20 protein-coding genes are annotated in these 23,419 nt (G+C 37.9%); 10 read left to right on the forward strand and 10 right to left on the reverse strand.

Going from position 1 to position 23,419, the window contains the following annotated elements; translation table 11 throughout:
- Window positions 1-22: 22 nt before the first annotated feature.
- Both CHB66_RS04035 and uvrC read left to right on the forward strand, forming a co-directional pair.
- Window positions 23-2,296, forward strand: a complete 2,274-nt coding sequence (locus tag CHB66_RS04035) for a penicillin-binding protein 1A (protein ID WP_089238247.1) — start codon at window positions 23-25, stop codon at window positions 2,294-2,296.
- Window positions 2,297-2,363: 67 nt separating this feature from the next.
- Window positions 2,364-4,169 (forward strand): excinuclease ABC subunit UvrC, encoded by a 1,806-nt coding sequence (uvrC, locus tag CHB66_RS04040; RefSeq protein WP_089238249.1) that lies wholly within the window; start codon window positions 2,364-2,366, stop codon window positions 4,167-4,169.
- Window positions 4,170-4,189: 20 nt separating this feature from the next.
- On the opposite strand, the gene porN is transcribed toward uvrC, so the two are convergent.
- The 8 genes from porN to CHB66_RS04080 form a co-directional block, all read right to left on the reverse strand.
- Window positions 4,190-5,002, reverse strand: a complete 813-nt coding sequence (porN, locus tag CHB66_RS04045) for a type IX secretion system ring subunit PorN/GldN (protein WP_089238251.1) — start codon at window positions 5,000-5,002, stop codon at window positions 4,190-4,192.
- Window positions 5,003-5,032: 30 nt separating this feature from the next.
- Window positions 5,033-6,631: a type IX secretion system motor protein PorM/GldM gene (porM, locus tag CHB66_RS04050; RefSeq protein WP_089238253.1), complete on the reverse strand. Its 1,599-nt coding sequence runs from the start codon at window positions 6,629-6,631 to the stop codon at window positions 5,033-5,035.
- 43 nt (window positions 6,632-6,674) lie between these two features.
- Window positions 6,675-7,478, reverse strand: a complete 804-nt coding sequence (gene porL / locus CHB66_RS04055; RefSeq protein ID WP_089238255.1) for a type IX secretion system motor protein PorL/GldL — start codon at window positions 7,476-7,478, stop codon at window positions 6,675-6,677.
- Between the two features lie 50 nt (window positions 7,479-7,528).
- The gene (porK, locus tag CHB66_RS04060) at window positions 7,529-8,623 is read right to left on the reverse strand and encodes a T9SS ring complex lipoprotein PorK/GldK (RefSeq protein ID WP_089238257.1); all 1,095 of its coding nucleotides are present in this window, start codon (window positions 8,621-8,623) and stop codon (window positions 7,529-7,531) included.
- 117 nt (window positions 8,624-8,740) lie between these two features.
- The gene (locus tag CHB66_RS04065) at window positions 8,741-9,712 is read right to left on the reverse strand and encodes a PorP/SprF family type IX secretion system membrane protein (RefSeq protein ID WP_089238259.1); all 972 of its coding nucleotides are present in this window, start codon (window positions 9,710-9,712) and stop codon (window positions 8,741-8,743) included.
- A gap of 77 nt (window positions 9,713-9,789) precedes the next feature.
- Complete coding sequence (locus CHB66_RS04070) at window positions 9,790-10,563, reverse strand: uroporphyrinogen-III synthase (protein WP_089238261.1); 774 nt, start codon at window positions 10,561-10,563, stop codon at window positions 9,790-9,792.
- 37 nt (window positions 10,564-10,600) lie between these two features.
- The gene (locus CHB66_RS04075) at window positions 10,601-11,674 is read right to left on the reverse strand and encodes a DUF4271 domain-containing protein (protein WP_170932426.1); all 1,074 of its coding nucleotides are present in this window, start codon (window positions 11,672-11,674) and stop codon (window positions 10,601-10,603) included.
- Window positions 11,675-11,720: 46 nt separating this feature from the next.
- Entirely contained in the window at window positions 11,721-13,454 is a 1,734-nt protein-coding gene (locus tag CHB66_RS04080) for a POTRA domain-containing protein (RefSeq protein WP_245812664.1), read from the reverse strand.
- Window positions 13,455-13,543: 89 nt separating this feature from the next.
- Here CHB66_RS04080 and hemW point away from each other — a divergent pair, with 89 nt between their 5' ends.
- Together hemW and CHB66_RS04090 are read left to right on the forward strand one after the other, a co-directional pair.
- Complete coding sequence (gene hemW, locus CHB66_RS04085) at window positions 13,544-14,668, forward strand: radical SAM family heme chaperone HemW (RefSeq protein WP_089238265.1); 1,125 nt, start codon at window positions 13,544-13,546, stop codon at window positions 14,666-14,668.
- Between the two features lie 25 nt (window positions 14,669-14,693).
- Window positions 14,694-15,008, forward strand: coding sequence for a DUF721 domain-containing protein (locus CHB66_RS04090; RefSeq protein WP_089238267.1), 315 nt, complete (start codon window positions 14,694-14,696; stop codon window positions 15,006-15,008).
- Between the two features lie 29 nt (window positions 15,009-15,037).
- On the opposite strand, the gene CHB66_RS04095 is transcribed toward CHB66_RS04090, so the two are convergent.
- The gene (locus CHB66_RS04095) at window positions 15,038-15,754 is read right to left on the reverse strand and encodes a DUF4197 domain-containing protein (protein WP_089238583.1); all 717 of its coding nucleotides are present in this window, start codon (window positions 15,752-15,754) and stop codon (window positions 15,038-15,040) included.
- Between the two features lie 100 nt (window positions 15,755-15,854).
- Here CHB66_RS04095 and CHB66_RS04100 point away from each other — a divergent pair, with 100 nt between their 5' ends.
- The 6 genes from CHB66_RS04100 to CHB66_RS04125 all read left to right on the forward strand — a co-directional run bounded on the left by CHB66_RS04100 (window position 15,855) and on the right by CHB66_RS04125 (window position 23,030).
- Window positions 15,855-17,918 (forward strand): PP2C family protein-serine/threonine phosphatase, encoded by a 2,064-nt coding sequence (locus CHB66_RS04100; protein ID WP_089238269.1) that lies wholly within the window; start codon window positions 15,855-15,857, stop codon window positions 17,916-17,918.
- A gap of 31 nt (window positions 17,919-17,949) precedes the next feature.
- Window positions 17,950-18,285 (forward strand): STAS domain-containing protein, encoded by a 336-nt coding sequence (locus tag CHB66_RS04105; RefSeq protein WP_089238271.1) that lies wholly within the window; start codon window positions 17,950-17,952, stop codon window positions 18,283-18,285.
- Window positions 18,285-18,701 (forward strand): ATP-binding protein, encoded by a 417-nt coding sequence (locus CHB66_RS04110; RefSeq protein ID WP_089238585.1) that lies wholly within the window; start codon window positions 18,285-18,287, stop codon window positions 18,699-18,701. Before CHB66_RS04105 ends, CHB66_RS04110 begins: the two co-directional genes overlap by 1 nt.
- A gap of 61 nt (window positions 18,702-18,762) precedes the next feature.
- Entirely contained in the window at window positions 18,763-20,799 is a 2,037-nt protein-coding gene (locus CHB66_RS04115) for a peptidylprolyl isomerase (protein WP_245812665.1), read from the forward strand.
- A 46-nt stretch (window positions 20,800-20,845) separates the two neighbouring features.
- Window positions 20,846-21,658, forward strand: a complete 813-nt coding sequence (locus CHB66_RS04120; protein WP_245812666.1) for a peptidyl-prolyl cis-trans isomerase — start codon at window positions 20,846-20,848, stop codon at window positions 21,656-21,658.
- A complete protein-coding gene (locus CHB66_RS04125; protein WP_089238587.1) occupies window positions 21,651-23,030 on the forward strand; it encodes a peptidylprolyl isomerase in 1,380 nt (459 codons plus the stop codon). Before CHB66_RS04120 ends, CHB66_RS04125 begins: the two co-directional genes overlap by 8 nt.
- A 110-nt stretch (window positions 23,031-23,140) precedes the next feature.
- On the opposite strand, the gene CHB66_RS04130 is transcribed toward CHB66_RS04125, so the two are convergent.
- Window positions 23,141-23,395 carry a DUF4834 family protein gene (locus tag CHB66_RS04130; protein WP_170932427.1) on the reverse strand — a complete coding sequence of 85 codons (255 nt, stop codon included), beginning with the start codon at window positions 23,393-23,395 and terminating at the stop codon, window positions 23,141-23,143.
- Between the last annotated feature and the right edge of the window lie 24 nt (window positions 23,396-23,419).

Below are 23,419 nucleotides of genomic sequence, written 5' to 3' on the forward strand. Positions count from 1 at the left end.
AACACCTTCATTTTATTGAATAATGACCCAAAAATTAATTAAGTATATCTGGATCATATTTGCAGCTAGCCTCTTAGGCTTTATCATTTTTGTATGGTCTGTGAGTATCAATTTCCTAGGTCTTTATGGCGAACTCCCAAATTTCAAATCTCTTGAAAACCCTCAAAGCGAGCTAGCCTCAGAGCTATATTCAGCAGATGGGGTTCTCCTAGGGACATATTTTAGAGAAAACCGAAGTCCTGTAACTTACAATGACCTAGCTCCCAGCTTGATCAATGCGCTAATAGCTACTGAAGACATTCGTTTTAAGGAGCATTCGGGAATCGATTTCCAAAGTATGGGGAGAGTACTTTTCAAATCTATTATCCTAAGACAAGGTGCCGGAGGTGGTAGTACACTTTCCCAACAGACTGCTAAAAACCTATTCAAAACGAGGACTTCAGAGTCCCAAGGGCTACTCAGCAGAGTTCCTGGCTTACGCATGTTGATCATCAAGACCAAGGAATGGATAGTTGCGGCCAAGTTGGAAAGAGCTTACACTAAAAATGAAATATTAACCCTTTACCTCAATACCTCCGAGTTTGGTAGCAATGCCTATGGGATCAAAACAGCTGCAAAGACGTTTTTTGACAAAACACCTAATGATCTCAATATTCAGGAATCTGCTGTTTTAGTCGGCCTTTTTAAGGCACCCACCTATTACAGCCCTGTATTTAATCCAGAAAATTCTTTAAGAAGAAGGAATACGGTTTTGGCACAGATGGAAAAGTACGATTTCATCAACAAAGCTGAATTTGATTCCTTAAGGGCACTACCTATAGAATTGAATTACAAAGTCCAAAGCCACAATGAAGGTATGGCTCAATACTTCAGAGAAGTTGCCAAAGCTGAGTTGATCAAATGGACCAAAGAAAATCTCAAACCAGATGGGACTAGCTATGATCTCTATGGTGATGGGCTGAAAATATATGTAACCATAGATAGTCGGATGCAGCGCTACGCCGAAGAGGCTGTAGACGAACACATGCGAGATCTTCAAAAAAGATTCGAACAAGAAATGGGCAATAGAGACCCTTGGATTGATGAAAATGGACGAGTAATTCCAAACTTCCTTGAGACACAAGTCAAAAGAACAGAAGCGTATAGAAACCTCGCGCGTCGATTTGAATCACACCCAGACTCAATTCAAATTAAGCTGAATGAAAAGAAAAGAATGAGGATCTTCTCTTGGGAAAAAGGTGAAATAGACACCTTGATGAGCACCATGGATTCACTTCGACATTATAAAAAGCACCTTCAGACTGGCTTTGTATCCATGGATCCAGAGACTGGCCATATCAAAGCATGGGTTGGTGGTATCAATCAGAAATACTTCAAATATGACCACGTAAGACAAGGGAAAAGACAGCCTGGTTCTACTTTCAAACCATTTGTTTATGCCGCTGCAATAGAAAACGGATACAGCCCATGCTACTCAGTCATCGATCAACCTGTGGAAATCAACATTCCAGGTCAGCCCACATGGAGTCCAAAGAATGCCGACGGCAAGTTTACCTATGAAAAAATGACTATCCGTCTAGCGATGGCTCAATCCATCAACTCCGTGACAGCTTATATGATGAAAAAGCTCAGTCCAAAAGTAGTGGTGGAAACTGCTAGAAGACTTGGAATCACCAGTGATCTAGAAGAAGTACCTGCATTAGCATTGGGTACAAATGATGTCTCAATTTATGAAATGATAGGAGCATTTGGCACATTTGTCAATAAGGGAGAGCACATCACACCTTTCTTTATCGATAGAATAGAGGATAAAAATGGAAACCTACTTCATCAATTCACCCCAAGAAAACGACCAGCCATGTCAGAGGAGCATGCTTATCTGATGGTCTATATGCTCAGAGGGGGATTTGAAGAAGAGAAAGGTACCTCACAGGGCGTGCCCTATGCGCTACGTGAAGGAAATGAACTAGGCGGTAAAACAGGGACTACCCAAAATGCATCTGATGGCTGGTACATGGGTATCAGCAAAGACTTAGTATCTGGCGTATGGGTAGGTGGTGATGATCGAGCCATCCACTTCAGAAGCTGGGTCAATGGGCAAGGCGGTAGGACGGCTAGGCCAATCTGGGTAAAGTACATGGAAAAAGTCTATGCAGATCAATCTTTGGGAATTACCAAGGGGCCTTTCCCTAGACCCGAAAGACCACTCAGCATAGAAATCGACTGTGATCAGTATGAAAGACAAAGCAATAGATTCAGTGACTTTGACTATGATGCTAAGAAGAACGACTTCTAAAAATAAATAATTTAGCAATTCAAATTAACAGCCTCTAGTGAGGCTGTTTTTTTATATTTGTAAATCTATGGAAGCATCTTTTTACACTCCTGAAGAATACAATTTACTCCCCGACCAACCTGGAGTCTATAAATACTACAATGATTCCAAAGAACTCATCTATGTAGGGAAAGCAAAAAGCTTAAAGAAAAGAGTTGCCAGCTACTTTGTCAAAAACGCAGGTGTCAATCATAAAACCCGTAGAATGGTCAGAGAGATCCGACAGATTGAAATCACTCTAGTAAACTCTGAATTTGATGCGCTTCTATTAGAAAATAACTTAATCAAAAAAACACAACCCAAATACAACATCCTATTAAGGGATGATAAGACCTACCCTTACCTGATATTGACTCAGGAGAATTTCCCACAAATCTTTCCTACTAGGAAAATGATCAAAGGGCGAGGAACATACTTTGGTCCCTTCGCAAGTGTAAAGGCTATGAACAATGTCTTAGATTTGATTAGGGGACTATTCACAATCAGAACTTGTAAGCTTGATCTAAGCCCTTACAAAATTGCAGAACAGAAATATAAGGTTTGTTTAGAGTATCACATTGGCAACTGCCTTGGCCCTTGTGAAGGGCTGCAAGGTGAACATGCTTACATGAAAGATATAGAACAAGCCAAACATATCCTCAAAGGTAATCTGGGTATTGCCAAGAGTTATTTCAAGCAAAGAATGCAGGAGGCTGCAGAAAAGTACGAGTTTGAGAAGGCACAAAGATTCAAGGATAAATTAGACTTGCTTGAAAAATATCAAGCCAAGTCTATGGTCGTCAATCCAAGTATTAGAGACTTGGATGTCTTTACAATTGTCACTGATGAGAAGCTAGCATTTGTTAACTTTTTGAAAATCAAAAATGGTAGTATCAACCTGACCAAGACAGTAGAGTTAAAAAAGAAACTAGATGAAACAGAATCTGAACTACTCCTTACAGCCATCATCAGACTTAGGGACCAATTCAATAGCGAATCGCCAGAAATTCTCGTCAATATTGAATTCGAAGAAGCTGTGGAAGGGCTCAATATTGCAGTCCCTAAAATAGGAGATAAAAGACACCTAGTAGATCTTTCTTTGAAAAATGCCAAATACTATAAGAAAGAAAAGGCTTTGGCTGCAGGAGATGTTCAAGACAAGAAGTTCAGGGTACTCAAGCAACTTCAATCTGATCTCTCACTCAAGGAGCTTCCCGACCACATAGAATGTTTTGACAATTCCAATATTCAAGGGACCAACCCTGTTGCTTCAATGGTTTGTTTTCTTAATGGCAAGCCAGCCAATAAGGAATATAGACATTACCATATCAAAACAGTAGAAGGGCCCAATGATTTCGCTTCCATGACAGAAGTGGTAGGCAGGAGATACAAAAGACTACTGGAGGAAGATAAGCCACTTCCAAAGTTGATTGTGATCGATGGTGGTAAGGGTCAGTTATCTTCTTCTGTTGAGGCTTTAAAAACTCTAGGTATTTACGGGAAAGTCCCTATCATTGGGATAGCCAAAAGGCTAGAGGAAATCTATTTTCCTGAGGATTCCTATCCAATTCATATCGATAAAAAATCAGAATCTCTAAGGCTACTTCAGAGAATTAGAGACGAGGCACACCGTTTTGCAATTACTTTTCATAGGGAAGTAAGAAGTAAGCATGCCTTTGGGACTCAGCTTACTGAAATAGATGGAATTGGATCTGGTACGGCTGAGAAGCTCTTGAAACATTTCAAATCAATTAAAAAAATCAATGAAGCTAAGCCAGAAGAAATCGAGCAATTGATCGGTAAAAATAAAGCAGCAATTCTGATTAAAGGATTGAATAAAAAAAGCGGCGATTGAAACCAATCGCCGCTTTTATTTTACCATTCCCAAAGGGCATTTTCCCAATCGAGAAGTCTATATTCAAAATCTAAAGCATCTAAAAAGGCTTGTAATTCTTGATTTGGATGATTTGGATTTACCATATCTACAATCAAGGCGTCATCTTTATTAGCATACTTCCTAACCACTGACCTGAACAATCTCAAATCAAAGGCCTGATCATAACCTAGTTCTTTTGATGAATTTTGGAAATTTATCCATTTAGCCTCCGGATGATCTTGGAAATGATTGTAGAAATCCTTGAATCTAATGAAAGCAATGGTTTTCTGACCAGCATTTGAATTAGTCTCAGAAGGCATTACAAGCTCTATATACTTCACATCAAATTTCGTCTGAGAATGATGCCTATCAAATAGAAAATCTTCTCTGAAATCTAAGTAATACAGATTCTTCATAAAGATGCTATCGCCATTTGCTGCAATCCAGAAATTATTCTGGAATTCTGCAATAGATAGTGGCTTAGTGAAGTCCTCATCTGCGAATACCTCCAAAGCATTGTCCTCTACTACAGCTTTGTAAATATTGGTCATGATCCCGTTAGACTTGGCATCCCCAGAACCGTAGAGCGGCAAATTGTACTTCTCTCTTAGATCAATTCGTCTCCAAACCGCAATCTGATACATTTTATCATCTTCGCGGATTGGTCTAATTGAAAATACGGTGTCTTTCTTGAATTGCCTGTCACCTCCACCTGATGGATTCATGCTCGTAGGCACTTGAGCCATCAGATCAGTGTTGAGATACAATCCCAAGAAGACCAACAACCCGATTAATTTAGCATGCTTTTTCATATGCTGTATGTTTCACGCCGAAGCGTATGATTACTTGATAATAACATTTGAAATCTGTGGAGCAGGCAAAGTCGTTTTAATTTTTCTATTCTGGAAATTTGTTCTGGTAATCTCTGTTACTCTGATCACCAAACGATCTCCAGGTCTAGCTTGCTCTGCTAGGTTTCTAATACTAACTGTTTCACCAGCTATACTCACAGAACCTCTTGGAACTTCACTTCTAACTAAGGTAATCTCTCCACCAGTCACTTCGAATTTTGCATCTCTTGCCATAGTTCTTGCAAAAGTAGGCTCAGCTACAGCTTTAATCAAGATACTTTGAATCGGAGAGATACCCTGACTCATGTCTATCGGACCTTGTGTGGTAGAAGGAACTATGGTTGGCATAGGTACTGGCTTGATATCATAGCTCACATCATCAATTTTATTGCCTCCACTACTTACACCGATCACAGTCTTGCCAGAAGGTCCAGGGATAATTGTAACTTGTCCAGGTCTTGTGCCTGCAATTGCAGTGCCATTAGATACAGAAAATGAAGGTGAATAGCTATTTCCTAAGGCAGGAACATCAATGAATAAATCATTAGCACAATCTGCATAGAGCTGATTGACCACCTCAGATGTTACTTTTACAACTGGCTGAGCAACGAAATATTCGTATTCAATATCCAATACCTGATCTTCTCCACCTACATTGGTGATGATTTCACCCTTGATTACTCTTCGAGACAAGCCTCTATCATCGTATGATCCAGGGCTAGCTGTAAATTCAATCTTACCGAAACCGTTTGTTACTGGCACTTCTCTACCGTCCACAAGCATTTTTGGGACATCTGATGATGAACTTGAAGCGATGAACATATCGGCTTCAAATTTAGTCCCAGCGGCTACTACATTAGACAATGCAGCTATTCTTGCTTGAACGATATCTGCTTTGTAATAGAACGAACCAATAGTGTTAGTAATTGCTACTAATGACTCACTTTCTACATTCAAAACTTCATTTTGAAACTGAGAAATCAAAGTCAACACAGCACCAATCGGAGACTTGACGAATGTCAAATTCACAAAGTCCTTTGTTCTTACGTCAGGGTCATTCTTGAACAAATCTATTTCTTTTGCATCTTTGGCAATTGGCTGAAAATTCATTTCAATACCTATTTCCTTTAACATTGCAGAAACTTCCTCAGGATACTTATTCAAAATTTCCTGCATTTCATATCCTTTGCGGTTATTGTTGAATATATTTCCAGGAATATCTACGTTTTTCAATGCAGAAGTCTTGAATTGTCCTTGATCATCTACAGCATTGGACGCAGTGATCAATTCTTGCTTCATAGACTCTAAGTAAGTGAATACTTCAGCAGACTTTTTACGGATTTCTTGAGCTACTTTTACTTTTGGAACATCCTTTTCATTATTACCTTGTTGCTCTACAGTACCAGCAATGGACTGCACAGCAAACTCGTTCTTTTGTATGTAGTTCTTAGATGTTCTTTCTAGACCATCATTAATCAATACAAATTTTTGTAGGATTTGATTAGATACCTGTAGTGCTAACAATGCCGTTAACACAAGATACATCATCCCGATCATCCGTTGTCTAGGGGTTTCTTTACCTCCGGCCATATTATTTCTCTAAAAGATTAAACATTTTTATACAAAATGGGGCTTAACCTTTCATGGCTGATAACATACCACCATATATTTTATTCAATGAACTCACATTGGCATTCAATTTCGCCAATTCATTTTTGAAGGCTTCAGTCTCTTTACCTGCTTCATTCAGACCTTCCAAAGCAGAAGTCATATTTGAATAAAACTTATTCAAAGTCTTCACGTGAGAATTTGCATCTTGCAACTCCATTTCATAGACATTATTCAAAGCAGCCAAATTTTTGGTTACTGCTACTACTTGTGTATGATATTCTTTGGCGTCTGTAGAAGCTGAAGACATTTCAGTCAAGGCAGCAGCTGTTTTACCATAAGATTGATTAATATCAACCAAGGTCTTAGATGCTGTTTTTACATTTTCCGCATATTCATTGGTAGCGACTGCCGCATCAGACAACTTACCCATTTTCTCGGCAGAAGAAGCAAGATTTTGCATTCCCTTACCTAAGCTTTCGATTAATTCAGGTCCAATTTTAGCATTTTCAAGCATTTCATCTAGTTTTTGAGTAGAGCTAGGACCAGCGGCAACTTTAGCTGCTGCCCTACGCTCTGCTGGAGTGTCACCAGCTAATTCTGGGTAGACTTTAGTCCAATCTAGCTCTTCATGTTTTGGCTCAAAGGCAGAAAGGAAAAAAATAACAGCTTCTGTTGAAAGACCGACACCGATCATCAAACTTGCAAAAGGCCAATCCAAGATTTTGAACATCGCACCAAGGATAACGACTGCTGCACCGATACCATAAATCTTTGGCATAATAGAGCCATAAAACTTATACTTAAATGATTGTTTGTTCTGTTCCATTTTAATTAAAAGTGTAATTGTACGTGATTAAGTTATTTTAGAGTTGTTTATTAGCGTTGTCTTCTTCTGTTATTGCTGACATTCATGGAACCTGATCTGCCAATGAAGGTCATAGTAGTTCTAAAACCAATGTGAGCTGTTTTCACATCTTGGTATTCATAAGTCCTAGTGCTTGTTTCGAGATAATGTGCGATATCTTTCCAAGAACCACCTCTTACTACTTTTCTTGATTCACCTTCTTTGGTAAACTTAGGATCCAAATCCCATGTCAAAGCGGTACCTACTTCACTGTAATCATCCAGAACCCATTCAGAAACATTACCTGCCATATTATACAAACCAAAGCCATTTGGAGCATATACATCTACTGGTGCTGTATAGGAGAATCCATCATCAATATAATTCCCTCTGCCTGGTTTGAAGTTTGCCATCAAGCAACCTCTCTTATTTTTAAGGTAAGGACCACCCCAAGGATATTTGGCTACATCTTTTCCTCCTTTGGCAGCATATTCCCATTCAGCTTCTGTTGGAAGTCTAAAAGGAGGCATCTCGTAGTTAGATTTATCATTCGCATTCATATGATAAGTCCTCCACTCGCAATACATATTAGCCTGCTCCCAGCTCACACCGACTACAGGATAATTGTCAAAAGCTGGGTGGTCAAAATAGAACTCCATCAATGGGTCACCATAATGATAAGAGAAACTAGAAGTCCAAACAGTAGTGTCAGGAAGCACTTCATCCAAATTGAATTGTGGTGGATCCTTCAAAGTAGTAGGGGTAGAATAAGAATATTCTCCAAGCCTAACTGCTTCTACAAATTGTCTGTACTTATTATTGGACACTTCATACTTGTCCATATAAAACTCAGAAATGGTCACTTGTCTATTGAAGGCTGATTGAGTGGTGGCGATATCTTCATCCGCCTGTCCCATCCAAAAAGTCCCTGCCTTAACAGCTACCATATCGATCGGAAGATTTTGCTGCCAGCCGACACGCTTGGCGACACCGGTGACTTCCCCCCTTCTATTGTCCTTTTCACTTGCAGATCCTTTCTTCCCAAAAAGTCCACAACCTTGTAAAAACGAGGCTGTTAAAAGCATCGCAATCACCGGAAAAAACCTTGAAATCATTTTTTTATACATAAATGACAGTAATTAAGTTATGTAAATAACTGATAATTTTTTACTTACAACGAAAGCGAAATTTAAACGAAAATTTGACAAAAACACTAATCATTTGTCAAATTTTACATATTTTCTTTAAAACCTAAATCTAGGTGTACGTTGTATTGCTCTCTGAAATTCCCTTGAAACCTGTGGTAGATTATAGGTCAACATAAACTCATGACTAGTTGGGGACTTGGCTTCAAGCCCTCCTACTACCAGGTCAAATGCATAACCTATTCTCAATGAATTGTCTCTCAAAAGACTATATCCTACTAATAATGATACTGATTCTTCTCCTCTATACGCAAGACCTGCACTTACTTTTTGATTATGTGTGGCTATAACGCTCAGGTCATAGGAAAAATTATTAAAAGAAACTGTTTTTAAAAGAAAACTTGGCTCAAATGTCCAAAATGCAAATGTTCTTATTCTATATCCTGCATTCAAATAAGTGTGATTCCTCAACTGATTACCTATAGCACCATCACCAAAATCAAAGCTCGGCTCGTTCAAATGCCTGGAGCTTATACCTACATAAAAATTTCTCTGATCATAAATAGCTCCAAAACCGACATTCAAGTTCATTTGTGTCTCCCTTCCTGCTGCTGGTACTGCTGGATCAGGATTGACTAAGTTCAATTCGTCGTATTTCAGCGTACTAGAAAAGACACCTCCAGAAGCGCCTAAACTTAATACACCTCTACGAAGCCTGAAGTGATACCCTACAGAAAGATTGATTTCTTGATTGGTGGTCGGGCCGATATTATCATTGACAAAGGATAGCCCATAACCCAAGTTTGTATTATCCAATGAACCTGATGCTGTCAATAATTGTGTAATCGGTGCTGGTCCATTGGAGCCAGAATAATTAGCCCACTGTGTTCTATGTAGCGCTGAGAAATTATAGCCCTTTTCTTTTCCTGCAAAGGCTGGGTTATAAAAAAGCCCATTGTACATATATTGTGTAAACTGGGCATCTTGTTGAGCTTTGGTCTCTTGGCTATACAAAACAACCAAAACCAAAAATGGTAAAAATCTAAGTGTGAAGTCTTTCAGCTTAACCATGTATTAAAAGATTTTATCTTTTCAATTCCTATTCTACACATTTAAACTGAAAAACCCCACAAAAGATTAAAAAGATATTATAAATTATTTGCCTTCTTAATATATAGCTCCAAAGCACCTGTCATACTTGGCGCATTTGGCATAGGTGCTTCTATATCCAAAATCAAGTTTTGCTCTCTCACAGCTTCTGCTGTAGTCGGCCCAAATGCCGCAATTCTAGTATTATTCTGCTTGAAATCTGGAAAATTTGTCATCAATGACTTGATACCTGAAGGACTAAAGAAAGCCAATATATCATACTTGATATCCTTAAGGTCAGATAAATCAGCTGCTACTGTATGATAAATAACCGCTTCTGTATACTCAATATTGTTTTTAGCTAAATATGCTGGAATCTCATCCTTTCTAATATCCGAGCAAGGAAACAAGTATTTTTCGGATTTATGCTTCTTGAAATAATCAAATAAATCTGAGGCTGTCTTAGTACCAACAAATAACTTTCTCTTTCTGATAACAATGTATTTCTGTAAATAGTGAGCAGTCTGATCAGATATGCAGAAGTATTTCATATCAGCTGGCATTTCTATTTTGAGTTCTTTGCAAATTGTAAAAAAATGGTCGATGGCATTTCTGCTAGTAAAAATAACAGCTGTATGTTTCAGAATCTCAATTTTTTGCTTTCTGAAATCCTTGATAGAAACTGGTTCTACTTGAATGAAAGGTCTAAAGTCTATTTTGAGATGGTATTTCTCTGCCAATTGAAAATAAGGTGATTTTTCGTCACTCGGCTTAGGCTGGGAAACTAAAATACTTTTTACCTGGCTGAATCTGTCTTTAGTAGATTTACTCATCTTTTGTAATTCTTTATTTATCCGAATTTGAATCTTACTACCCCATGATAAATTTCGAAATTATCAAAAAAGGCACTAATTCCGCGGTGCAAATGTAAGCAAATAAATGGTAATTATTAAATGACATCCGCTTCATCATGATGAGCATCAGGAAAAATACACCTGCGATGTACGCCCAGAAAAAAACAGTGAATGCATAAGTCATAATAGTATTTAGATTTTCTGGTCTATTCAAAGCAAAAACAGCAATCAATAAAGTGATCACTACCAAGAGAATGGATACTATCCTCAGCAAATAAAAGAAATGTGAAAACTCGTTTTTCCCCAAATCATAAACAAAAGTCATGAACTTGATAAAAAGAAACTTTAAAATAGTCACTCCAAACAAAATCAAAGTCAAAACTAGCCAGTAAAAGAAAAGCCCATTAAGTCCACTAGATACCATTGGCTTCAATAAGGCAAAATCAAACACTTTAATTCCTACCATTACTATCAAGGATGATAATAGATTGATTATTATGACATAAAAAATCACATCCAACGAGAAGAATTTCTGAAGCGCATTGGTCTCCGAAAAATCTTCAGCGGTAAGCAGGGACTGTGGATCAATTATATAGTAAAGTACCAATGGATAGATCAGCTTATACAATCCTACCAACAATAAAATAAGGACCAGTGATATAAAGAAAAAATCGTAAAATCGGCTGATCTCGCGCTCCTCGATTCCTGTCTCAGTTTTTACTACAATCGAATAATTTGTATTCTCACCAAAGTACCCCTTGCGAATGCTCACATCTGAAGTCTGTATACCTTTATTGAGTACAGATATCAAGACACTACTCTTACCTTCCAAGCCAAACTTGGACTTCAAATCAGATAACTCTATAGTGGTAAGGGTGTCTTGAGAAGCAAAAAACCAAAGTATATCATCAATAAAAACTGTGGCTCCTTCAGGAAACTCAAATTGAAAACTTGAAGTAGGGAAAAGTGAAACATCCAAAGTGGCTTGAATCATTTCTGAAGACTTGAACCAACCTTCTTGCTTGGCAAAAGCTAAATCATTTTGATAATTCTCTAAAACCTGTGCTTGCGCAGCTAAGCTCCAGCACATTAAAAATATGTTGAATAAAAAAACTTGAAAATATATCTTCATAAATCTAGAATCTTCCTGTATAACCAAAATGGATTTTTGAGAGGTTCAGGGCAAAATCTTGACCATTTGCACCTCCCATAGCATATATAAAATTAAATATGCCACTTCCAGTTTCCAAACTGAATCCCAACCCCGCAGCATAAGGATAGTCAGTGTTCAAACCCTGAACCCTATTTTCTAACCTTCCTCCATCGACAAAAATCATAAAATATGAATAGGTATCAAAATAGAATCTTGGCTCAATATTAATATAGACGTAATTATTTGCAAAAAAGAAATTTTCGTTGAACCCACGAATGCTTCTCAAGCCTCCTAATCGATAAAGGTCGTTGACCAAGAGATTTTTATTTTCCATCATGCCAGCAGACATTTTTCCCATCAAACCCCAATTTGAATTGAAGTAGATATGCTTCATAAGCTCCCCCCGGATATAATATTGAATAGTCCTAAGTTCGACTCCCTCGTAAATGACAGGTGGAAGTCCTGTATTTTCTAAGATTACCTTGTTCCCAATAGCAAACTCCATCTCACCAAAGTACCCTCTTCTAGGAAGAAAAATATCATCTAGCTTGAAAAGCTGATATTGAATCCCGTAGTTATTGAACCTGAAGTCAGCTGTAGGAGGTAAGGTTTCTATTTCTCTAAAGCCCGAAGTCGCTAAAAGATCACCAGCCTGTCTTCTCCCAAAAAATTTCAAATAATTATCAGACTTGAATCTATACCCAAAATCTAGTCTAAAATCTCTGTTAAGAAAAGTAGTGTCTTCCTTAAGTAAGAAAAAACTCGCCCCTACATCAATCATTGACCCTAAGACCATCGGCTCAATAGCTGAAACCCGCAGGTTTTGGGAATATTGACTCAATCGCTGCCAATTGAGTTGATAGTTTCGACCCTTACCACCTACATTGAAAAGTCCTAAGTCAAACTGACCTGTAACTAAAAGCCTGCTTTCTTCGAATTCATTTGGCAAGAATCCAATGATCCCATCTAAGGTATTGATCTTTCTATCATTGATAGGCAAATAAAGTGTAGCTTCTTCATTTTGAAAACTAATCTCGGGTTCTCCAGACCATCTTAGATAAGGAAGATTTTTGATTTGTTTTACAGCTTGTTCTATCTTTTTTTGTGAAAAAGGCTCGCCAGGAAGAATCTGCAGAAATCGGGCAAGGTACAATCTATTTGTTTTAGAATTGCCACTGATTTTCAGGGTATCAAATGTAATTTTAGGCCCCAAATCCATCATCAAAACTCCCGAAAAATCGTTTTCTACTCTTTCCAAACTATCTAATTTGACCGATGCAAAAGGGAAACCCTCATTTTCAGCCTGTGCGATCAATTGCTCAAATAGGGTTGCGACTTCTTTATATTGAAAAGGTTTATTTTGAAACCTCCTCTGATCAAATCCAGCTTTGAGCAATAAGACTGGATCGACATTACCTCTATCTAATATTATCCAATTGAACTTGGCTCCTGTTCCAAAGCTCACATAGAGCGTGTCATTGGAATATTTACGCTCATATATGGTTGCACCCAAATACCCTTCATTATACAATTCCGCCAATAGCGAATTGAGCTGTCCTTCTCTTGACAAGCTGTCTTTTGATATTTGAATGGCAGATTTACTAATTTCACCTGTCAGCTTATAGGACAGAATACTATTTTTATCTTGTCCAAGACTTTGGAAGCAAGCAAAAAATAAGCTGGCGAAAATCAATATGAAACTTTGGTACTTAGTCAAAACCTTTTTGGATATGATCAGCTAAAATTAAGGTAGTTTTTGAAACTTCAGAACATCTCCTCTATCTTTATCCACTCAATCTTTTTCCTTTGGCAGGTATTTATATTCATATCCCGTTTTGCAAGCAGGCTTGCCACTATTGTGATTTCCACTTTAGTACCAACTTGAATCGATCCGAGGAGATGATTCAAATGATCAACAGAGAACTACTCCTCAGAAAAGACTATCTGCCTGAGAAAGACACAATCAAATCGATTTATTTTGGAGGAGGGACGCCATCTCTTCTATCGCAATCACAGCTTGATTCTGTATTGAATACCATCCACAAAAATTTCACTTTGGATATAGAAGAGCTTACCATTGAGACTAATCCTGATGATTTGAGTCAAGAAAAACTTAAATCATTGAAACATTTGGGTTTTGATAGATTGAGCATCGGCATTCAGAGTTTTCAAGAAGATATTCTAAAGTTTTATAATAGAGCACACAAAGCTAGTGAATCCCTACAGGCTATAAGCTTAGCAAAAGACGCTGGCTTTTCTATGTTATCTATAGACCTGATATATGGCTTCCCAAGTCCTGACCATAAGAAGTGGGAAAAGGATTTAGAAATAGCAATCAACCAAGATCCAGGACATATCAGCTCTTATTGCTTGACTGTAGAACCAAAAACAGCTCTGGGAAATTGGGTGGCAAAAGGGAAATTTCGCCCTGCTACAGAGGATTTTGCAGCAGAACAATTTGAAATTTTACAGGCTGCAATGCAATCTGCTGGCTATGTCCAATATGAAATATCGAATTTTGGAAAAGAAGGACATTTTGCTATTCACAACACCAATTACTGGAGAGGAATACCCTATTTAGGTGTGGGGCCTAGCGCACACTCTTTTGATGGAAAAGAGCGCGGTGCCAATATTTCAAATAACAATAAATACATTGAGAGTCTAAATGCATACAAACCTCCTTTTGAGATTGATTACTTATCCCACGAAGATTTAGTCAATGAGTATATACTTACCTCTTTGAGAACCATCTGGGGAACAGACCTGCACTACCTTTTACAGACTTATCACGTGGACTTGTTCCTAGTCAAATCATCTATGATCCAAAAATTGATTCAGGAAAAACTGCTTGAAGTAAATAATACTAGTTTGATCCTTACAGCGAAAGGCAAGCTATTGGCGGATAGTATTGCTAGTGCTCTGTTTATTTGATGAAAAGGTTTACTTTTGGATCAAGATGGAAAAATACAGAGACAATTCAGGAAGAAAGAAGGAGATAGCGCCTCTCCAAGAGGCATTTGAGGAGTTGCTCAAGACATATCGATTAAAAGACAAGTATGACGAGCGTATGCTGATACAAGCTTGGCCTGAGATGATGGGCAAAACTGTGGCCAGTAGAACTACCTCTGTCTACATCAAGGATAAGAAACTTTTCGTAAAAGTTACTTCAGGCGCTATTAAGAATGAGATGTCTATGAATCGATCAAAAATCATAGAAATTATAGAGCAGAAATTTGAAAAAGGTGTGATTACAGATATTGTATTCCTTTAATCACACCTTTAGAATTTTTTGTTAAACCATCAATCTTGAGCACCAAAAACCCGGCGCATCAAAGCACTTGTCCTCGCCATGGGGTCCTTTCTAATATTTTGTTCTTCTTCTGCAATTAATTTGAAGAGTCCGTCTATTGCTCGATTGGTCACATAAGCATTCAAATCCGGATCGATCTTTCTATTTGTCAGCGGAATGGCATTGTAAGTACTAGCAATGTCTCCGTAGTATTTTGTTGCTCCCACTTCATTTAGAGATTCTTGTATTCTTGGTTGAAACAATTCAATTAGCTGTGTTTCCGTCGTTCTTCTTAAAAACTGCGTGGCAGCATCTGGCTCTCCTCTCAAAATATTAAATGCATCTTGGATGGTAAGTTGTCTTATAGCGCTGATGAAAATTGGTTTTGCCTCTTGAGCAGCTTTCTCCGCGCCTCTATTGATAGCCAATAGTGCACGATCTACTTCTGAACCCAGACCAATCTGTCTCAATGTAGACTCCACTCTTCTTGCGTCTTCAGGAAGTAAAATTTTAATAAGCTCATTTTTAAAAAAACCATCTGTCATGGAAGCTTGGTCAGCGCCCTTACTAATCCCCTGGATCAAAGCTTCTTTGAGTCCCGCTGACACTTCTGTTTGCGTAAGTGGTCCTTGCCCACCTGCTGATTGCAATATCCTATTGACATCGGCAGCAGTACATGAAGAAAGGATGATCATGGTGATCAATGAAAAGCGGAGAGTAAATCGCATCATATTCTTTAAAGATTTTAACATTAATTTATACTTATGCAGGTATTTTCTATCGGGAAATTTGCATTGTATTGTGTATAATTGTAACCTACAAAACAAAATGTTCAAACTCCCGAACTTAAATATCGGCAAGATAAGTCTTTTGGTCGCGATAATGACCTGGCTTTCCCTACTTTTCGTTGATATTACAAGACTATTTGGCACAGTCAATCAAATGGAGTCAGGGATAGCACCTGAGATATCTTATATCCTACAGGTTTTATTTTTTATCATGGTATATCTTTTTTACAACTACTCCATCAATAATAGTGAAAAGAGTAATTTTCTTGATCTGATCTGGAGAGGTGCTAGTACAGGTATAGTAGCAACCAGCGTTTCTATTTTTATTTCAATTTTCTATTACCTATTGGGCGATAGCAGATTGGCATCAGACCCTATTTTGAGAAACTTCTTTTATCATGTAGACTTTGCCTTTATTACTTTATTCTTGGTTTCCTGCACGCTCTTGTGGAAGCATTTGATTCTATATCAGAGAACCAAGCGCGTAGTCAATCAGTGGCAAGGATTCGAAATAGGGCTATTAATCAGTATGTTTTTTGTGTTTTTCAATCAGAATACGCTCGACTATAGTTTTTTGTTCGGACTTTCTGTACTGATAATTTTCGGAGCAGCCCTTTCAGTCAATCTGAAATGGATTCCTTATTTGACGTTCAAAGAGAAATGGAAATCAATTCTTTTTCTAGTGATTATTCAAATTTCTTCCGCATACCTATTTGTACAAGTACTCTCTTATAGCGGTAGCATCACGCCCTACCTCAACTTAACGGATAATCTTTTTCTACTTTCCTTATTTGGGTTTGTATTTATCTATTCGATATTCAGTTTCTTGGTGACCCTATTTAATCTACCAACCTCCTCTGTATTTGAGCAAAAGCTGGTAGAGGCCATCAATTTCCAACGTCTCAGTCAATCCATAAAACCCGGGGAAAATGAAAATCAGGTATTAGATATCCTGATGGATTCCTGCATGAGCGCGGCTTATGTAGATGCCGCTTGGCTAGAACTGAAAGATACGGAGGGCAATAAAAATATCATTCATCAAAGATTCATCAATAACAAAGAGCGGAAGATCGTTCAAGAAATCATCCAAGATACCAAGCCTTTCTCAGATTTTACATGGGAGATCAATACTAATGACAACAAAACCTATGTAGGTAAGCTTCAAGATTTCAAATACAAATCTGCAATGGTTATCCCATTGGTAGTCAATAAAGATACTGTGGGGAGGATTTTTCTTCTAAAAGAAGTCAAAGATGGGTTCAACAAAGAAATGACCAACATCATTTCGACTTTTGTTGGTCAAGCCTGTATCTCAGTTGAAAATTACCGCTTGCTCAACGAAGCGATCAAAAATGAACGTTACAAAGAAGAACTTCAAATCGCCCAAAGAGTACAAAGAAGTCTTCTCCCATCCATGCTACACAAGGATAGCACGTTTCAAATTCATGGATTTTCTGAAGCTGCCGATGAAGTTGGGGGAGATTACTACGAAACTCAAGCGCTAGGTGACAATCAATTTGCCATCATCATAGGAGATGTCTCGGGTAAAGGAACTTCAGCAGCGTTCAACATGTCTCAAATGAAAGGTGTATTTCATAGCTTGGTTCAGCTCAATCCTAGTCCGCGAGATTTTCTGATCAAAGCAAACGCCGCCTTAAGCCATTGCTTAGAAAAAAATCACTTCATCACTACCTCCTATTTTGTCCTCAACACCAAAACAAAAACCTTTAAGTATTCCAGAGCAGGCCATTGTCCTACGCTATTTTTTAATGCTGAGAAAAATAATTCTGAATACTTAAGTATTGATGGGATGGGCTTGGGCATAGTCAGGAATAAGCTGTATGAAAAATACGTCCAAGAAAAAGAAGTCGGCTATTCCATAGGGGATATTCTCATCCTCTTTACAGATGGAATTGTAGAAGCTAAAAATGATCAAAATGAAGAGTTTGGTTATGAAAGATTGAAAAAAACAGTCAACAAATACAAGGATCTCAATGCAGATCAACTTCAGCAAAAAATTATTGAAGAGCTCTACGATTACATTGGAAAGTCCACCTTGCCGGATGATGATTATTCATTACTCGTAATCAAATTTATACAATAACCCACAATGCTTTAAAAGCGTATATTAAAACATGCTTAAGATCGAAACTACAAAAGAGTCAAATCACGTAACACTTCACCTTATAGGAGAGGTGGATGCCAGCAATTCCGTGGAACTAGACGAAAGCATCATTGCTCTGATGGAAAGTGGTGAGAAGAATATCCTAGTAGATGGCACTGAGCTTCAGTATATTTCATCTGCAGGATTGGGGGTTTTTATGTCCTATATTGAAGATTTTCAAGAGAAAAATATTTCCTTGGTCATCTATGGGCTGAATGAAAGAGTCTATCAAGTATTTAGAATTTTAGGATTGGATCAATTAATCATTATCAAATCCAATAAAGAAGATGCCTTGCAAGAGATATGATGAAGCACGAGCTGAAACTATATTGTGATACCACAAGGCTAACAGATCTGAGGGCTTTTTTGAATGATATTCTTAGAGATACCTCACTGTCTGATATCGAACAGCATCAAGTTACCTTGGCTGTAGATGAAGTATGTGCCAATCTTATCATCCACTCCCATGGCTGCAATCCACAGGAATATATCCAGGTGGAAGTTGAAAAAGAGAATGGTATCTTGAAAATCGAAATTAGAGATCAGGGTGAGGGCTTTAATATCATTGAATATAAAGAACCGGAAATCACACAAGTGAAGAAAGCCAAAAGAAAAGGAGGCTTAGGCATCATTTTGGTCAAAAGAATCATGGACAAAATTGAATTTGAAAAAATAGGTTCTCAAAACACTTGCAGACTTTTTAAAAATCTCAAATCCAAATAATTGTTAATTTGTCATTCTTTAATGCTTCTAGCCGAATATTTGTTCCTATAAATTTGTAACATTGCATTGTAATTTTCGGCATGCCATCGATATGAATATCAAATATTTCTATTTCTGCTGTTTGGCTTTTGCATTTGCGTGTAGTCCCAAAACAATCATTCAGCCTGAGGACAATCAGCCTTCTACTCCTGTTCCTCTGATGACTATCGGAAATGAAGAGGTGTTTGCAGACGAATTTCTTCATATTCTTTCCAAAAACAGGGCTTTCCAAGAAAAGGAGGGGCTCTTGGATCAATCTGTATTCGAAGAGAATTTTGAGCTCTTTGTTAATTTCAAACTTAAGGTGAAGGAAGCGGAAAATAGAGGACTTGACCAGACTGAGGAGTTTGACAGGGAATTCTCCATGTTCAAAGAAGATCTAATCAGACCTTTTTTGATTAAGAATTCCCTACAAGAAGGCGAGCTAATGAAAGCTTATAACCGCATGCAGGAAATCGTAAAAGCCAGCCATATTCTGCTTCAATTTCCCACTAATGCCAGTAGGGAAGATACCATTGCAGTATTTCGTATGGCACAAAAGCTCAAAACCCAATCAGAAGAGGGAGCCGATTTCAATGAATTAGCTTTGGAGTATTCTGATGACCCTTCCGCACAAGAGAACAAAGGTAGTCTAGGCTACTTCACCGCATTACAAATGGTACATCAATTTGAAGATGCAGCATTCGGATTAGAGATAGGTGAAATTTCTGAGCCAATTTTGACCAATTATGGCTACCATATCATCAGACTTGAAGACAGAAAACCCAATCCAGGTGAAATCAGAGTCTCCCATATACTTGTCAGGTCTCAATCAGGTGATCCAGTAGCTGAAGAGAGAGCTTTGAGAAGAGTAGGCGATATTTACACAGAGCTTCAAAAAGAAGAAAGTGTTTGGGAAGAAATTTGTGCTCAGTATTCGGAAGATCAAGGAACAAAAAATTCTGGTGGTCTACTGCCATTTATCAGTATTGGCTCAGTGATACCAGATTTTGAAAAAGTAGCTTTCAACTTGACTGAAATTGGGGAAATCTCTCCGCCAGTCAAAACACCCTACGGCTATCATATCATCAGGCTTGAGGATAAAAAGCCTTTGGCCACATTTGAAGAAATGGAGCCTATGATCAAGTCAAAAATTCTTAGAGATAGCAGATCTTCACTAATTCAATCTCAAGTCACCTCTATTCAGAAATCTAGATTTGATTTTGTGGAAAATGAAGCCCTCGTTGATTCATTGATCATCAAATTTGAAAATCAGTCCAGAGCTACGATAGAAGAGGAGCTTGAGGATTCAATTTTAGAAAAACAGCAGATATTCACTATCAATGGAGCTCCTACTGTATTGTCAGACCTCAGGGAATTCATACAGACCAATCCTCAAATCATCAGGCCAGGTACACGCAATTTCTTCGCGACATGGTATGATAAATTTGTAGAAGTCAGTCTCAATAAATCAGAAGAAAAATACCTAGAGGAGCACAATAAAGAGTATCAACTCACTCTGAAAGAGTATCGAGATGGAATTTTACTTTTCACCTTGATGAATGAAAATGTGTGGCAAAAGGCCTTAGAGGATAGCCTTGGACAGGTTTCATTTTATGAAACAAATATCGATCGCTATCAATGGAAAGAAAGAACCGAGGCTCTTATCGTCAAAATGACCAAAGACAATGTAACTGCTAGTGTTAAAAGATTTCTTAGCGATAAATCTTATCAAAAAAATCTAGTAAGTAGATTAGAGAACACGTTTTTGAACGATGACCCACTTGCGTTTACTATTGATAATAATGTATACGAGTTTGATTCTCATCCTGTATTGAGTAGAGTCATGGACAAAAAATCCCTTCAAGAGGTTAAAATAGACAATAAAACCCATTTTATTCTGTTGGGTAATAAAATACCAGCTGGGCCGAAAAAATTTGATGAAACTAGAGGAAAGGTTATACAAGACTATCAAGAGTATCTTGACAAGGCACTCCTAGAGACTTTGAAAGCCAATTATATTATCAGAATAAACGAGGAAGAAAAAAATAGAGTCTACGAATTTGTCACCAATCAGTAAGTTTATATTCCCCACAGTCATCTGTCTCCTTCTCAGTTCTTGTGATTTGTTCAAATTCAAGTCAAGTGCTGAAGATGAAGTTGATGATGTTGTAGCTTCTGTTGGAAACCAACTGCTTAAAAAATCAGACTTAAACTTCATTTCTGCTCAAAACAGTACGGAAGAAGACAGTATCAATATCACCAATCGCTACATCCAAAGCTGGGTTAGAAAGCAATTGATGATCAAAGAAGCTGGAAAGACAATGAGTTTCGATGAAGCAGAACTCAATAGGAAGTTGCTCGATTATCGCTATGCCTTGATGGTCTATGAATTTGAAAAAGCTTATGTAGAGGCCAATACTGATAGGATTGTAAGTGAAACTGATATTCAAGAGTATTACGAACTGCATAAGGAAAACTTTAGTCTAAAAGAAATTATCGTCCGAACAAACTTCTTCAAACTGGAGAAGTCAAGCAATCAAAATAGGGTACTGGAAAGACTCCTCAATACAAATAAGACTGGTAGTGATTCGGAAATCAGGCAGATCGCGCTCAATCATGCTTCTAATTACTTCTTGGAAGATTCTACATGGGTTAGGTTTGAAGATATCATCATCAACACCCCTATTGCGAGCAACAATAATAAAGTTCAGCTGCTAAGAAACAATAAATTGATCAAGGCAGATGATGATGCTTATACCTATTATTTCAAGATTTTGGAATATAAATTGCAAGAACAAATACCACCAATGGATTTCGTCAAAGAGGAGGTCTCAAAAATCCTGCTCAATAAAAAAAGAATAGCATTGGTGGAGCAGTTACAAAAAGAAATTTACAATAGAGCACTAGAAAATAATGAGTTTAAAATATATGAGTAAAATCAAAATACTTCTCGCATTCTCCTGTATGATGATAACAGCTAGTCTTCTTTTTGCACAAGAAGAAGAAAAGAAAACCACCCCAGCTACAGGGCAGGTTTTAGACAGGATTGTTGCTAAAGTGAATAACTATATCCTTCTAGAGTCTGATGTACAAAAAACTTATTTAGAAGCAATCGCAAACTCCCAGCAGGGATTTGAAGCACCTACAAGATGCGATATTTTTGAGTCTATGCTGATCAATAAATTAATGGTGGCCAAAGCTGAGATAGATTCAGTTATCGTAAGTGATGCCGAAGTGATGATTCAAGCAGATCAAAGATTCAACATGATGATGGCGCAGCTCGGTGGGGATGAGAATACTCTAGTAGAAGTATATGGAAAAACCAGTGAGCAGCTGAAATCAGAAATCACTGATGCCCTTCGCGAGCAGATGATCGTGCAACGTATGCAAGGCAAAATCACAGAAGGCTTAACTGTGTCTCCAGCGGAAGTTAGAAGATTCTTCAACTCAATTCCCAAAGACTCCCTCCCCTTCTTCTCAGCAGAAGTAACTGTAGGGCAGATTGTGAGAAAACCTGAAGTCAATGAAAAAGCCAAAACAGAGGTGGCTAATTTTCTAGCTGGATTGAAACAACAGTTGATGGATGGAACTTCAGATTTTGCTACGCTAGCTCGACAATATTCACAAGATCCTGGATCTGCCATTCAAGGTGGTGAATTAGGCTTTTTCAGGAGGGGTGAACTTGCCCCAGAATATGAAGCTACTTCATTGGCTTTGAAGCCAGGTGAGGTCTCTGATCCTGTAGAGACCATGTTTGGCTTCCACATGATTCAACTTCTCGAAAGAAGAGGAAATACTTTCAATACCAGGCATATCCTGATCAAGCCTGAACCCAACGAAGATGATATCAAGAAAACCGAACGCTATCTTGATAGCTTAAGAAATGTCATTTTAGAAGGAAAAATTGAGTTTGCAAAGGCTGCAAAAGAATATTCTGAAGATAGAGAGACCTCAGACAATGGTGGCTTCTTTGCTGATCCAGGGTCAGGTTCCAATAGGCTTACATTGCGAACCCTTGATGATCCTGTTTTATATTTTACCCTAGATTCTATGAAGATTGGTAGCATTACTCCTCCTATGAGATTCGAAGATCCAAGAGAGGGAACCAAAGTCAGGGTATTGTTCTATAAAGAAAGATTCCCTGCACATAGAGCTAATTTGAATGATGATTATGAAAAGCTAAAGGCTGCAACAAGAAGGAAAAAAGAAGATGAACTTTTGGGCAAATGGTTTGTCACTGCTAAAGAAGACGTCTATATAGACATTGATCCAGCTTATGACCGATGCAATGTACTTCAGGACAAATAACAGCTTAAAAAAATAATTTAAAAGCCTCATGAATTGAAATTTTCATGAGGCTTTTAAATTTTATACGAGAATGTAGTCTATCTATTGTTGTAGGAAATAAAAGATATTTTTCAATCTTTTACCTCTTCATAATCTACGTAATCTCCACCTTTATCTAGGTCTTGCGATTTGCGTTTATGCTTTTCGGGAATATGATCAACTCTGATTTCTCCGCTTGGATTAGTTCGTTGATATTGCTGACGTTGTTGCTCTTTGGCTGCTTCATTTACCTGCTGTACAAATTTCGCTAGCTTAGTTCGCAAGAAGTACCTTACCAACTGACCCAACAACCAACCTATTCCTAAAATGATGATAATATATTTCACGCAACAAATCAATTTACAAGGTAA

The sequence above is a fragment of the Belliella buryatensis genome (genome assembly GCF_900188245.1).
GTDB lineage: Bacteria > Bacteroidota > Bacteroidia > Cytophagales > Cyclobacteriaceae > Belliella > Belliella buryatensis.

Coding starts and splice junctions, on each gene's coding strand:
- CHB66_RS04035 (WP_089238247.1), top strand. CDS start 23: ATGACCCAAAAATTAATTAAGTATATCTGGATCATATTTGCAGCTAGC.
- uvrC (WP_089238249.1), top strand. CDS start 2,364: ATGGAAGCATCTTTTTACACTCCTGAAGAATACAATTTACTCCCCGAC.
- porN (WP_089238251.1), bottom strand. CDS start 5,002: ATGAAAAAGCATGCTAAATTAATCGGGTTGTTGGTCTTCTTGGGATTG.
- porM (WP_089238253.1), bottom strand. CDS start 6,631: ATGGCCGGAGGTAAAGAAACCCCTAGACAACGGATGATCGGGATGATG.
- porL (WP_089238255.1), bottom strand. CDS start 7,478: ATGGAACAGAACAAACAATCATTTAAGTATAAGTTTTATGGCTCTATT.
- porK (WP_089238257.1), bottom strand. CDS start 8,623: ATGTATAAAAAAATGATTTCAAGGTTTTTTCCGGTGATTGCGATGCTT.
- CHB66_RS04065 (WP_089238259.1), bottom strand. CDS start 9,712: ATGGTTAAGCTGAAAGACTTCACACTTAGATTTTTACCATTTTTGGTT.
- CHB66_RS04070 (WP_089238261.1), bottom strand. CDS start 10,563: ATGAGTAAATCTACTAAAGACAGATTCAGCCAGGTAAAAAGTATTTTA.
- CHB66_RS04075 (WP_170932426.1), bottom strand. CDS start 11,674: ATGTGCTGGAGCTTAGCTGCGCAAGCACAGGTTTTAGAGAATTATCAA.
- CHB66_RS04090 (WP_089238267.1), top strand. CDS start 14,694: ATGGAAAAATACAGAGACAATTCAGGAAGAAAGAAGGAGATAGCGCCT.
- CHB66_RS04095 (WP_089238583.1), bottom strand. CDS start 15,754: ATGCGATTTACTCTCCGCTTTTCATTGATCACCATGATCATCCTTTCT.
- CHB66_RS04100 (WP_089238269.1), top strand. CDS start 15,855: ATGTTCAAACTCCCGAACTTAAATATCGGCAAGATAAGTCTTTTGGTC.
- CHB66_RS04105 (WP_089238271.1), top strand. CDS start 17,950: ATGCTTAAGATCGAAACTACAAAAGAGTCAAATCACGTAACACTTCAC.
- CHB66_RS04110 (WP_089238585.1), top strand. CDS start 18,285: ATGAAGCACGAGCTGAAACTATATTGTGATACCACAAGGCTAACAGAT.
- CHB66_RS04125 (WP_089238587.1), top strand. CDS start 21,651: ATGAGTAAAATCAAAATACTTCTCGCATTCTCCTGTATGATGATAACA.